This window comes from Nostoc favosum CHAB5714 (genome assembly GCF_020829495.1).
Lineage (GTDB): Bacteria > Cyanobacteriota > Cyanobacteriia > Cyanobacteriales > Nostocaceae > Nostoc > Nostoc favosum.
In genome coordinates this window covers 1-13188 of record NZ_JAIVFQ010000139.1, presented here as the reverse complement: position 1 = coordinate 13188, position 13188 = coordinate 1, and the positions used below count along the sequence as shown (strand labels likewise).

Below are 13188 nucleotides of genomic sequence, written 5' to 3'. Positions count from 1 at the left end.
TCCAAACTCCAAACTCCAAACTCCAAACTCCAAACTCCAAACTCCAAACTCCAAACTCCAAACTCCAAACTCCAAACTCCAAACTCCAAACTCCTAACTCCTAACTCCAAACTCCAAACTCCAAACTCCAAACTCCTAACTTCTAACTCCCCAAATATGCTTCCCGTCATCTCCATCCAGAATCTCGACCACCATTTTGGTCAAGGCTCACTCCGTAAGCAAGTTTTATCTAACATCAACTTGGAGATTAACGCCGGTGAAATTATTATTATGACTGGGCCCTCTGGTTCTGGAAAGACAACCTTGCTGACCTTAGTGGGTGGATTGCGTTCTACACAATCTGGTAGTTTGCGGGTATTGGGACGAGAACTTTGTGGCTCTAGTACTGAACAACTAGTGCAGGCGCGACGCCGTAACGGTTATATTTTCCAATCACATAACTTGCATAGTAGTTTGACGGCACTCCAAAACGTCAAAATGGCTTTGGAATTGCACAAACATCTTGGCTTAAAAAAGATGCTAGCTAAGTCAGCCCAAATGCTAGAGCAAGTAGGATTAGGAAATCATTTGCATTACTATCCTGATAAACTGTCTGGGGGACAAAAACAAAGAGTAGCGATCGCTCGTGCCTTAGTTAGTCATCCTCAAATAATCCTAGCGGATGAACCCACAGCCGCCCTTGACAGTCAATCGGGACGAGATGTAGTCAATCTCATGCATAAACTGGCAAAAGAACAAGGCTGTACCATCTTGATGGTTACTCATGACAACCGCATCCTAGATATAGCCGATCGCATCGTTCACATGGAAGATGGCAAACTCAAGCCAAAAGTAAAACTATCAGCTTAGAGTTGATAAGCCTTTATTAATCGAGCTTCTCAACTCGGAATGAGAAAATTTTAGGTAAAATCACTGTTATTTTACACCCGACACCCCATATAGCAGTCCTAAATCATTTGTGAAAATTATATATCTCTTTCTTCTTTCTTCCCTTTGCGCCCAAAGCCAATACTTTGCGGTTCGTTTTCAAATTTTATATTTTTCACGAATAAAATAGGACTGCTATATCAACATTAGTAACATCTGTTACGAGGTATAAACGAGCATTAACAATTAGATAAACTGAAAATCCTAGAAATAATTTATACCATATATCAATAAAATCTATGATAGGGGGAGCAAGATGCCCACCCTAGTTGTGAAAATTAAATGCTCAACAGCTAACTAAATCTAGCTTCTCCCAAATTTTTTAGGTTATTTCTCACACTTTCCCCTTACCCTTGGTTTACCTGGGTTGGGTGATTTACCTACACCAACTTTAACCTAACAGTGTAGTATGAGTGTCCAGTTGAACAAGTGTCCAGTTGATTCCAAGAATTTCTTCAAGTATTATTATCTAATGCTTAAAGCCCAACAGGTCTCTTTTGTTGCCTAAGAAATGATACCTATGGCAAGTCATAAAAGCATCTTTGCCATTAATCTAGTTAAATTTTAAGCTCATTACCAATGTAATACACCTTGATTATTAAAGTTAATACCAATTCACTCGATTACAGTTACAAATCATTCTCCCTTATCTCTTACCCCCTGCCTTTGTCCTATCCATAAGTCACGGATTTCCCAATATTTATGGTTTTCAACAACATCTACTTCAAACAGGAAACACTAGTAGAAATAAGCTAGTCTATTTGGCAATACAAGCAAGGGATTTTTGTAGCTCTATGATGATTGAGAATAGCGCTAGTAGTTCAAACAAGAAGTTGCTCGGTTTTGATGTCAAGAGTTTGACAGCCAATCGCCGTGCAATAAATATGTTAAAGGGAATATTTGCTGTTCTCCCTCTCACCTTCGCATTGCCTGTAGAAGCTTTACAAGTAAAGGTGACTCCAACTAATCCTAAACTAGGGGATACGCTTTCGGTAGAGATTAATCTAGATAATCCCGATAATAGTACAAATCCAACAGTAGCTAGTGGTAAGAATACGTACCCAGCCTTTGAAATTGCCCCCAATCAGTATCGGGCTTTTGTTCCCACAACTCCGCTAGAAAAAGCTGGAACTAGAACACTTCGGGTTACAGGGGATGGTCAAGTACAAAACTTGGCAGTGAATGTGCTTAATCGCAAGTTCCCCGTACAACGCATTACTTTGCCACCTGGCAAAGCCGGAGTGGATGCCACAGAGCATGAACTTAAGCGTGTGGCAGCTTTCAAGGCACTACAAACACCACAAAAGTATTGGAATGGAGTATTTCTGAAGCCAAATGCAGGGCGGATGAGTACAACCTATGGTGTACGTCGCTACTATAATGGTACATTTGCAAAGGACTACTATCATCGTGGTCTTGACTACGCTGGTGGTGCCGGTTCATCCGTAATTGCCCCAGCCCCTGGGCGAGTTGCTTTGGTAGGTAGGGTATCCCAAGGGTTTAGGGTACACGGTAACGTAGTTGGCATTGACCACGGTCAAGGAGTAACCAGTATTTTCATGCACCTAAGTCGTATTAACGTCAAAGAAGGTGATTTTGTGAAAGCTGGTCAACTAATTGGCGCAGTAGGTTCAACAGGTGCTTCTACGGGGCCGCACTTGCACTGGGGTCTGTATGTCAACGGACAATCTGTTGATCCAACACCTTGGCGAACTAAGGTCGTTAAGTAGTAGAGGCGGACTTAATCGCGTCTGTGCATAATTTGTGTTTTTTTTGCTGAGAATTACACAAAATAAATTGGATTGATACCGTCCCTACCTTCCTTGGCTAACATAAATGATGATAAGCATTATGAGTATCGAAAAAATTGTAGAACAAGCTCTCCAGGATGGTTATTTGACACCAGCAATGGAAGCAGAAGTCGGTAGAATCTGTGACAACGTCTCGGAACTCTCAATTGAAGAGTATATGGCGTTGGATCGGCTGATGGGTTCGCTATTGACTGGTGAGGTAGTGGCGGTACCTCGCAAACAATTTATTAACGTTATGGAAGAATTGGTACTGACGGAAGCGATCGCACGAGTCGCAGAAATCGAAGCTACCAGCGAAAGTTCTCTAGATGTCGGCGATATTGCTGCTTACGCCCTCAACAGGCTACCACCTTTATATGCTACTACAGAAGAAGGTGCTAACTTCCAGCGCCAAACGGCTCAGGCACAACTGCAAGACTTAATTTCTCAGCAAGTAAGTGAGGCGATTAACCGTTACCTCGATCGACCCAATTTCTTCCCAGAACGGCAAGCTTTGGGTAAAAACACTGGAAATGAGGTTGTACGCCAAGTTAGTGCTTTACTCCAGACATACGCACCTAACTTTGAGCAAAAATTATAATTTTAAGAGTCATTGGTCATTAGTCATTGGTCATTTGTTTAAAACAAACGACAAAGGACTAATGACTAATGACTCTATAATTAATCACGCACTAACACTGTTGTCCCTAAACTGACTTGCTCATATAACAATCGAACATCAGAATTACGCATTCTTAAGCAGCCGTGGGATACAGCCGTTCCTACCAGGTCAATTTCCGGCGTGCCATGAAAGCCAATTTCATTCCGTCCATCTGACCAAAAACCAATCCATCTGTCTCCCAAGGGACTATCCGTACCAGCCTCAAATACTTTGCCTGTAATCGGGTGACGCCAAATTGGATAGTGTCGCATGTGAATCACCTGGAAAGAACCTGTGGGCGTTTCCCAACCTTTCTTACCTACAGCGATTGGATAACTGGCTATCACCTCATCTCCTGCGTATACGTATGTACGGCGATCGCTTAAATCAACCACCACTTGCGTCTTGGCATCTGCTACCCTATTAGATGGTACTTGTTGGGCTGAAGCCTGAGACCATAGACCTTTTGGCCAACTCTCTGCAACTGGATTTTGTCTTTCTGCTTGCGCCACCAGCCGCGTCTTAGTTGGTAGTTCGGTTGCTTTAGCTACATTATTCTTAATGTTTTTTTGGGGCTGCGTTTGAGGCTTAATAGTAGAAGGCTTGAGTGTAGAAGCCCTCCGAATAGTTGCCTTCGCTGTATTCTTCTTAATTATTTTCGACTTAGTTTGAGACTTCAGAGCAGAATACTTGAGTGTAGAAGCCCTCCGAGTAGTTGCCTTCGCTGTATTCTTCTTAATTATTTTCGACTTAGTTTGAGGCTTAATAGCAGAGGACTTTGGTGTAAACTCCTTTTGGGCAGTTGAGCCTTGGGTGGCTTCATCAGGTGGCACAGATGCACCCAGTGCAATTTCCCCTAAACTCACTTGGGAAAGATTCTTGTAGACTCCCTCTGAGCGGCTTCCCTTAGGATTGGTTAGGGTAGAATCTCGCCGCATCGCAGTAGATGCAGACTTATAAGACTGCCGTTCTGCCGTAGTAATGCGCCAATGGACAGCTAAAGATAAAAATGCTGTGCCAAAACAGAGCAACATTACCATCCGCCCTACAGATTCATTTCTTACCATTGCCATCGCCTATTGTTTATCCCTGACATATCCAGCCGAGCAATTGGATGAGTTCATCATCCGATTATCAAAAATTTATCAATACTTATCATTTCCGTTATAAATCTGCCAACACCTCTGGGCAAACTAAGACTATGCATGTCCCAGCAGCAAAACTCCAAGTGACCAACCTCATTTCTCCAAAGTTCTGGGGGTTGTAAGCCAATACTTGGACTTTCTGATGCAACTTTTGAAATGTAGCAATTAATTATTAGTGTTGTGGGTAGGAGAAAAACCATGTTTGAAAAACTATTGCTAGCAGTCACAATTACATTTTCCCTCAATTTTATTTTTCAAGTTCGCGTACCAGAGCAACATAATGGTGCTATCTACGGGTCACAACCAGAACAATCAGCAACTATTCTGGTAACAAAATCAAAAAAATAAATCACCATTATAGTCACCACAGCAACCCAACTTCCAGAAATTAATACCTGAATTTTAAAGGTAGCAAGAAGTTAGAATTACAAAATTTTTATCAAGAAAGGCAGAAGGCAGTTCTTGCTGAAGGCTTTTATGGAATTCTGATTCCAGCGCTGAAGCTCGTGACCGTAGCGAACTTGGGTTTAAGACCCCCACCAAATTTATAATTTGGTGGCCCCAATTTAGGAGGGGTTTGAATCCCCTTCTAAATTGAACCTTCTGCCCTCTGCCCTCTGCCTTCTGCCTTCTTCAACTTCATCCTTATAACCAAATTTAATTATTTTTATCAAGCGTATATACCCAGTTGCGAAAAGTACCAAAATGTGCATCTTGCTGCGGCTTTATTTGTTAATGGGTCTTGGGCAGCTATGCGAGCAGTATAAGGAAAAAGTGGCTCTCCTTATTGCTATAAATGTATCCAAAATTATCTGCCTCAGTGTTCCAGTCATAAATCCGTCACCTTAGCATGGAACTTCTGTCCCATTAGCAGGTCTAATAGATAGGGATGATTTAGAGCCAGTACGATCTATGAGCCAGTCGATCTCTGTATCCTGGTCAACGGTTGATGCAAAGTATCCAGAAGCATCAGTGCAAGTTGACAAACTCCCTAACCACGATTTAATTTTGCGCTGTCAAGCGGGACTGCGACCAGATCGTGTTGCGTTTGCAGAACTATTACGCCGCTATCAAAGTCAAGTTGATAGAGTTCTATACCACCTGGCTCCAGATTGGGCTGACAGAGCCGATTTGGCTCAAGAAGTTTGGATTCGAGTCTATCGGAATATTAACCGATTACAAGAGCCTGCCAAATTTCGGGGCTGGTTAAGCCGCATTGCCACCAACTTGTTTTACGACGAGTTGCGGAAACGCAAGCGGGTTATGAGTCCTTTGTCGCTGGATGCTCCCCGTTCCTTAGAGGACGGCGAGATGGATTGGGAAATCGCTGGCGATACTCCCGGCCCTGAAGAAGAACTGACAACTAGAGAATTTTACGAGCAACTGCGAGAAGCGATCGCGGATTTACCAGAGGTGTTTCGTACTACCATTGTCCTTAGAGAAATCGAAGGCATGGCTTATGAAGAAATTGCCGAAATCACTGGAGTTTCCTTAGGAACTGTGAAGTCAAGAATAGCCAGAGCTAGAACGAGGCTGCAAGCTCACTTGCAGAATTATCTAGATTCCTAATTTACAGTATCTTGCCTCTGCCCAATGGCAGAATTTAAGCATAGATTAAGAATTCCCACAACGTAGATCGCTTCTGCCCTGAGGAGGAAAATTGGCTAATTTCTCTGAATTTCCCGCCCAGTTTACCCGTGTATGAATTGGTAATAATGTTAAGATGACTACTGATTCTCAGTTTTACGACCGTTCTCCTTTGCAACTTCCTCAAGATTTGTCAGATGGAATGGCCAATCATACCAATGAATCAACGGGTCTTATGGATATGGTGAAGCGCGATCGCTTCGAGTTATTGAGTGCTTATCTTGATGGTGAAGTCACAGCCCCCGAACGCAGGCAAGTAGAAGAATGGCTGGCAAATGATGCCTCAGTTCAATGCTTGTATGCTCGACTTTTAAAGCTGCGCCAAGGCTTGCGGACTCTCCCAGTACCAACAGCCCAACAGTCACCAGAAGCAACAGTTCAGCAAGTTTTGACACGTTTGCGCCGCCGTTCCCGTTTAAACTGGATGGCGGGAGGTGCAGCCGTTGCTGCTTGTGTAATCGGTGCAGTATCTGGTTTAGTACCTATTGGTTCGAGAGCGCCGCAACTGGCACAACGACCACAAACAGAACCGATACAAACATCCTCAGCTTCTATAATTCCACCTTCCCCGTTGATGGTGGGACTAAATAACCCGGTAATTGAAATTCCTAAAGCAGCAGTAGCTTCTCCAGAAAATCCAATCTATCCGGTGCAGCCGCAACGCCACGACTCCAAACAGGACATAAACTAATCGCATTAACAGTTCAAAGATGATAACTGTACTTTGCGGTTAAACCACAGCCACTCCACCAGCCGTCAGGTTGGAGGAAGCCTCCTAGTTGGTCAACTTGGTCTAGAGTCATTAAATAAACCCAAGCCCAACCCAGAGAGAGCGACTGTGGTTCATAAACCTCAATAATTTGTCGATTATAGAGGTTTTCTGGTGGTTGTCTATTGGGCTGGTAATTTTCCAGCACATCTAGCTCATTTAAAATCCTTGGGTTGGAAAAAGAGAGTAAATATCCGTGAACTTGGCTATCCCCTAGCGTCATCGCTGGGTAGCCCATTGGCAAAGCAAACAATTTGCCTTGTACAAAGGCTCTTTTAAAATCAACTACTTTGCCAGCACAGTATTTTTTATAGTTAGCTTCACCTGGTTTGAGCGTGCCGTAGACAAAAACCCGCACCAAATCAGAAAATTTTATATTTGATTCAGCCATCGCTTATTTTTACCATCTGAATCGACAGTAATAAAAACCTATCATAGTGAATACCTTTAGATATTAATTCTAGAGGTATTTTTATTTACTCAGATTAATAGTTAAGCAATTAAGTACTACTCTTGCCCTTATTCCTGTCTAACTTTTCTTGAATAGCTTCTCTACAAAATTCAGGAGGGTTATCTTGTTGCTGCACTTCCTCTTTCATTGTCTTAGTCATGCGTATATTCATTTTCTCGGTCAGTGGCTCCTCTCGTTCAGACTTAATTGGTTTTAAATTTTCAGGAGTTCCTTTAGGATTAGGCATTGTTGAGAAATATAAATAACGCTTGAATCTTTTGGAAGCTAAACATTAGAGTTTTAAATCGGTGGTGCTGTCATCCTTGGAAATGGTTCACCACCGATACCACTTTTACAAATGGGTAATTCTATTTTATGTTCACAAGGTCAGAACTCGAAATCAAAACCACTGCTGAGTTAAGAGACTTATGTAGGCGTTACGGACTAAAACCTACTGGGAATGGAGGCTACAAGACTAGTTGGATTGTCACCTTGATGGCATTCCCACAGATAGCACTCAGCCAACTAAGACAGGGAAGAGGATTAAAGTCACCAGGCTTCAGCGTTATTCAATTCCTTGAAGGGGTGGTAGATGAGATGAATTCACCCACTGATGAGCAAGCAGCACTGATCAAGCTGACGATGGAAGGCAAAGCTATGAGCTATCCTGACAGATACGACCAAGAAAATTTGCTTAACTTCCACAAGGCTAAGATGCACCTTGAAATGGCGATCGGGCTGCTAACCCAGTAAATCAGTTTAGAACCATAACACATATAGTCCCCAGCATCCTAAGCTTAGGGACTTTTTTTATGTCCTATATACCTCAACTTGTTGAACTTTAAGCATATAAGATAGATAGAAATAGGGGGTAGAAAGAAATAGTAAATTGATTTTGTAAATTAAATTAGAAAATTACTATAGCAGTCCTATTTGATTCGTGAAAAATATAAAATTTGAAAACGAACCGCAAAGTATTGGCTTTGGGCGCAAAGGGAAGAAAGAAAAAAGAGATATATAATTTTCACAAATGATTTAGGACTGCTATAGACAGATAATTCCCTTAAGATAGTAGCTCAAATGTACTAGTAAGGGTCAAATACTAGACAATTAGTAGAAGTAAAGTGTAACAGGCATGAAACCATTGGAAATACGTGATTCTGTTGATTCTCGATATAACCCAACAGCGATTGAGGAAAAATGGCAAAAAACATGGGTAGAACTTGGCTTAGATAAAACATCGACAGCTAGCAACAAGCCAAAATTCTACGCTTTATCCATGTTCCCTTATCCATCGGGCAGCCTACACATGGGTCACGTCCGTAATTATACGATTACCGATGTGATTGCCCGTCTTAAACGAATGCAAGGGTATCGAGTAATACATCCAATGGGTTGGGATGCCTTTGGCTTGCCAGCAGAAAACGCCGCCATTGACCGTGGCGTACCGCCAGCAAAGTGGACTTATCAGAATATGGCCCAGATGCGGCAACAATTGCAGCATCTTGGTTTATCCATTGATTGGGAATGTGAACTTGCTACTTGTTCACCAGATTATTACAAGTGGACACAATGGATTTTCTTGCAATTTTTACAAGCGGGGTTAGCTTACCAAAAAGAAGCAGCAGTAAACTGGGACCCTATTGACCAAACTGTATTGGCGAATGAGCAAGTTGATAACGAAGGACGTTCTTGGCGCAGTGGGGCAATAGTTGAGCGCAAATTGTTGCGGCAGTGGTTTTTCAAGATTACCGATTACGCCGAAGAATTACTCAATGACTTGGATAAGTTAACAGGTTGGCCGGAACGTGTTAAATTGATGCAGGCAAACTGGATTGGCAAATCCACAGGCGCTTACTTGGAATTTCCTATCATTGGAATAGATGAAAAAATCGCCGTGTACACCACACGTCCAGATACCGTTTATGGTGTCAGCTACCTGGTATTAGCACCAGAACATCCCTTAACAAAGCGTGTCACCACAAAAGAACAACAAGCAGCCGTAGAAGCTTTTATTAAAGAGGTTTCCAATCAAAGTGAGTTGGAACGTACTGCTGAAGACAAACCTAAGCGGGGTATCTCCACAGGTGGGGTGGCAATTAACCCATTTTCAGGGGAAGAAGTGCCGATTTGGATTGCTGACTATGTACTGTATGAGTATGGTACTGGGGCAGTGATGGGTGTACCAGCGCACGATGTCCGAGATTTTAAGTTTGCCAAAAATTACGATTTGCCAGTTGATTTTGTCATCGCTTCCCCGGATGATGTTGCCGGTTTTGACTTAACTCCAGCATCAGAGATTGATGAAGTTACACAACTCATCCAAATTGAATATAACCAGGCATACACTGAACCAGGAATTTTAATTAATTCTGGGGTTTTTACTGGCATGGCTTCCACAGATGCTAAACAAGCGATAATTGAATACGCCGAACAACAAGGTTTTGGTAAAGTGCGGGTGCAATATCGCTTGCGGGATTGGTTAATTTCGCGGCAGCGTTACTGGGGCGCACCAATACCTGTAATTCACTGTCCCAACTGTGGGATAGTGCCAGTGCCTGATAAAGATTTACCAGTCCAGTTGCCGGAAGAGGTAGAATTTACTGGACGTGGCGGTTCACCTTTAACTCAGTTGGAAAGCTGGGTAAATGTGGCTTGTCCAACTTGCGGCACTCCTGCAAAGCGGGAAACCGACACGATGGATACTTTTATTGATTCCTCGTGGTATTTCTTGCGCTTCCCTGATGCTAAAAATGAACAACAGGTTTTTGATTCCAGTAAAATTAACGACTGGATGCCAGTAGATCAGTATGTAGGTGGGATTGAACACGCGATTTTACATTTGTTGTATTCGCGGTTCTTTACTAAGGTACTACGCGATCGCGGTTTGTTAAACTTTGATGAACCCTTCCAACGCCTGTTAACTCAAGGTATGGTACAGGGTCTAACTTACCTAAATCCCAACAAGGGCGGCAAAGATAAATGGATTCCTTCTAATCTGGTAAATTCTGCTGACCCTCGTGACCCCCAGACAGGTGAACCACTGCAACGTCTCTACGCCACCATGTCTAAATCAAAGGGCAACGGTGTAGCACCAGAAGATGTAATTGCCAAATATGGTGTAGACACAGCGCGAATGTTCATCTTATTCAAAGCGCCGCCAGAAAAAGACCTGGAATGGGACGAAGCCGATGTGGAAGGACAATTCCGCTTTTTAAATCGGGTTTGGCGTTTGGTGACAGATTATGTTGCAGCTGGGGTATCCCGTAAGCAAGCCCAACTTGCTGATTTAACTAAGGCAGAAAAAGAATTGCGGCGGGCGATTCACACGGCTATTCAAGCGGTGACAGAAGACGTTGAAGACGAATATCAATTCAACACAGCTATTTCAGAATTGATGAAGTTGAGTAACGCCCTAACTGATGCTGACGGGAAAAATTCACCAATTTACGCAGAAGGTATTCGGACTTTGGTGGTATTACTAGCACCCTTTGCACCACATATTGCTGATGAATTGTGGCATTTATTAGGTGAAAGTAATTCAGTTCACACTCAAACTTGGCCATCATTTGACCCGGCTGCTTTGGTAGCTGATGAAATTACTTTAGTAATTCAAATTATGGGCAAAACTCGCGGCTCGATTCAAGTACCAGCACAAGCAGATAAAGCAGCGTTGGAGAAATATGCCCGTGAATCAGAAATTGCCCAACGTTACATCGAAGGTAAGGAAATTAAAAAGGTAATTGTGGTGCCTAGAAAGTTGGTGAATTTTGTAGTTAGCTAAGTACAGCTTTGCCTAAAATCGTGGCGAATTGAGGGTTGAAATTTCAATGCAGATGCACTTCGCCTTCCCGCAGGGTAGGCACGCAGATAATTCGCTACGAATTATTAATGAAATGTTGTACTTAGCAATCGATAAAATTGTAAATATAGCCTGATAAAACATCAGAGGATTTACATCCGTGACACTCAAAGAGTTAGAACAACAACTTCTTGCCCTCAGTTCTGGTGAAAAATTGCAGGCTATACATTTACTTGCTCAAAGTCTCGTCAACAATTGGCAAGGAATTGAAAAAACTCCTAGAGTCTGTGGTGGAGAGGCTTGCATCGCTAAAACTCGTATTCCCGTTTGGGTACTTGTGGAAGCTCGCCGTCTTGGATATAGTGATGCTGACCTTTTGACGAGCTATCCACCCATTACAGCTACAGATTTAGCTAATGCTTGGGTATATGCAGAAGCTCATCCCGATGAAATCGAATTGGCAATTGAGCGTAATGAGGTTGCCTAGTTGATGGTACGGTTTTATGCAGACGAGCAGTTTCCGTTTCCAGTTGTGCAATTATTACGCGCTTTGGGGCATAATGTTTTGACAGTTCAAGAAGCAGAAAATGCAGACTAAGGTATACCTGATGAGGAAGTACTAGCATTTGCTATAAGTCAAGAACGCTCAATATTAACTATCAACAGAGTTGATTTTATCCGTTTGCATCGTCGTGATTCTAACCACTTCGGTATTATTGTTTGCACGAACAATCGTAATTGGGAACAGTTTGCAGCACGGATAGATGAAGCTGTGACAGCAGAACAACCGTTGCAAGGAAAACTAATTCGTGTGGTACGTTCAGTCACTTAAAATAATTCGTAATATCATGTCCGCTAGATTACTTATTAAACCCGAAGAACCCCACCCCGACAATCGTCGCTTTGTCTCCCCTCCCCGCCTGCGGGGAGGGGTTGGGGGTGGGGTGCAATGACTGTGGAAATCATAACTAATTATACGGACATGAGATAATTCGTAATTCGTAATTAAGTTTTGGAACAGGGATTTATACCCTGCCTAACATACTTGCGGCTTGTTAGAAGCGGGGGATTTAAACCCACAGAATTGGTTAAAAAGTTTTGGTGGAATGCACAAATGCTAAAGTCATCAAGTATGTGTTGCAACAATTTTTATAACAGTAGTTTACCTCTCTGGTACATGTGTATTTAAAAACATCTGTATTATCTTCCAGAGAGTTGGAATATTTTATTTATACACGAAAAAACGCTTGAGAGTTTTGCTCACTCAAGCGTTTCCCCGTAAAAGCTTATACCAACTCACTCGTTTGATGCAACATTTGAAATCTGCAACGCCCCCTTATCAGGGAGCATTGCGAGGATAACTTGTGACAAACATGTGGTGAAATGGTATCACTCCTTGCACTAACTAAGAATATCTCTTTTGCAAGAATACCGGGGATCTGGTGAGTGACAGTTTATGAACTGAACACTAGTTAAAAACGACTCATCATGAATGGTAACTAACAAGACTAAGCACGATTGTAGCAATTTTGTAAGTATAGTATAAAAACTTATAGTTTATTAGCTATCGCCTACCACTGAGTACAGTTTGAAAATGTGCAGCAATTAGCAGCATATTTGTCTCAAAATTGGCAGCAAATGAACTGGAAAGCATCAGTAGAAAATCGCCATTGTGTAAGCCAGATAAGCTTTTGATATTGACATCGAAGCGATTTGGAGAGGAATAAATTATCAGATCCTCAATGGATAAAAGTATTCTTTAGAGGATGGCAAACCAAGAACAAATGCTCGACCCAAGCAGACTGAAAAGTTTGGGTTAGGTATCTTCTATCTCTTAGCAAACGGCGACATCCAACCCTTCCGCATAGTGCAATACGCTTGGGTTAAGGCTGAAAGTCGTGTAAATTAAGCATTGTCCCAAGAATGAAAATGAGCGTGTGGTGCATCTCAAAGATTTCTTATTGGTGTCTCCAGATATACAAAGTAGTGACGTACT

The 13188-nt window shown here is 42.3% G+C and carries 13 protein-coding genes and 1 pseudogene; 11 read left to right on the top strand and 3 right to left on the bottom strand.

Going from position 1 to position 13188, the window contains the following annotated elements; genetic code table 11:
- The first annotated feature begins 156 nt into the window (after positions 1-156).
- From LC586_RS36850 to LC586_RS36840, 3 genes are all read left to right on the top strand, one after another.
- Positions 157-849, top strand: coding sequence for a DevA family ABC transporter ATP-binding protein (locus tag LC586_RS36850; RefSeq protein ID WP_229490553.1), 693 nt, complete (start codon positions 157-159; stop codon positions 847-849).
- A gap of 875 nt (positions 850-1724) precedes the next feature.
- Positions 1725-2657, top strand: coding sequence for a M23 family metallopeptidase (locus tag LC586_RS36845; RefSeq protein WP_438822962.1), 933 nt, complete (start codon positions 1725-1727; stop codon positions 2655-2657).
- A gap of 121 nt (positions 2658-2778) precedes the next feature.
- The gene (locus tag LC586_RS36840) at positions 2779-3318 is read left to right on the top strand and encodes a late competence development ComFB family protein (RefSeq protein ID WP_229490549.1); all 540 of its coding nucleotides are present in this window, start codon (positions 2779-2781) and stop codon (positions 3316-3318) included.
- Between the two features lie 80 nt (positions 3319-3398).
- Here LC586_RS36840 and LC586_RS36835 read toward each other — a convergent pair whose 3' ends face one another.
- On the bottom strand, positions 3399-3971 hold the full coding sequence (locus LC586_RS36835) for a L,D-transpeptidase (RefSeq protein ID WP_438822961.1): 573 nt from the start codon (positions 3969-3971) through the stop codon (positions 3399-3401).
- Positions 3972-4492: 521 nt separating this feature from the next.
- Here LC586_RS36835 and LC586_RS36830 point away from each other — a divergent pair.
- The 4 genes from LC586_RS36830 (at position 4493) to LC586_RS36815 (ending at position 6861) form a co-directional block, all read left to right on the top strand.
- Positions 4493-4645: a hypothetical protein gene (locus LC586_RS36830; RefSeq protein WP_229490548.1), complete on the top strand. Its 153-nt coding sequence runs from the start codon at positions 4493-4495 to the stop codon at positions 4643-4645.
- A gap of 76 nt (positions 4646-4721) precedes the next feature.
- Entirely contained in the window at positions 4722-4871 is a 150-nt protein-coding gene (locus tag LC586_RS36825) for a QAALIT motif small membrane protein (protein WP_229490547.1), read from the top strand.
- Between the two features lie 564 nt (positions 4872-5435).
- Positions 5436-6092, top strand: coding sequence for a sigma-70 family RNA polymerase sigma factor (locus LC586_RS36820; protein ID WP_190939988.1), 657 nt, complete (start codon positions 5436-5438; stop codon positions 6090-6092).
- Positions 6093-6246: 154 nt separating this feature from the next.
- Positions 6247-6861, top strand: coding sequence for an anti-sigma factor family protein (locus LC586_RS36815; RefSeq protein WP_229490544.1), 615 nt, complete (start codon positions 6247-6249; stop codon positions 6859-6861).
- Positions 6862-6874: 13 nt separating this feature from the next.
- On the opposite strand, the gene LC586_RS36810 is transcribed toward LC586_RS36815, so the two are convergent.
- Positions 6875-7330 carry a gamma-glutamylcyclotransferase family protein gene (locus tag LC586_RS36810; RefSeq protein ID WP_229490542.1) on the bottom strand — a complete coding sequence of 152 codons (456 nt, stop codon included), beginning with the start codon at positions 7328-7330 and terminating at the stop codon, positions 6875-6877.
- A gap of 109 nt (positions 7331-7439) precedes the next feature.
- Complete coding sequence (locus LC586_RS36805; protein WP_229490540.1) at positions 7440-7637, bottom strand: hypothetical protein; 198 nt, start codon at positions 7635-7637, stop codon at positions 7440-7442.
- A 128-nt stretch (positions 7638-7765) separates the two neighbouring features.
- Between LC586_RS36805 and LC586_RS36800 the strand changes: the two genes are divergently transcribed.
- The 4 genes and pseudogenes from LC586_RS36800 to LC586_RS36785 all read left to right on the top strand — a co-directional run bounded on the left by LC586_RS36800 (position 7766) and on the right by LC586_RS36785 (position 12024).
- The gene (locus LC586_RS36800; protein ID WP_229490538.1) at positions 7766-8143 is read left to right on the top strand and encodes a hypothetical protein; all 378 of its coding nucleotides are present in this window, start codon (positions 7766-7768) and stop codon (positions 8141-8143) included.
- 382 nt (positions 8144-8525) lie between these two features.
- Positions 8526-11174 carry a leucine--tRNA ligase gene (gene leuS / locus LC586_RS36795; RefSeq protein WP_229490536.1) on the top strand — a complete coding sequence of 883 codons (2649 nt, stop codon included), beginning with the start codon at positions 8526-8528 and terminating at the stop codon, positions 11172-11174.
- Between the two features lie 178 nt (positions 11175-11352).
- Positions 11353-11679 (top strand): DUF433 domain-containing protein, encoded by a 327-nt coding sequence (locus LC586_RS36790; RefSeq protein ID WP_229490534.1) that lies wholly within the window; start codon positions 11353-11355, stop codon positions 11677-11679.
- 3 nt (positions 11680-11682) lie between these two features.
- Positions 11683-12024, top strand: a pseudogene (locus tag LC586_RS36785) (DUF5615 family PIN-like protein).
- Positions 12025-13188: the final 1164 nt, after the last annotated feature.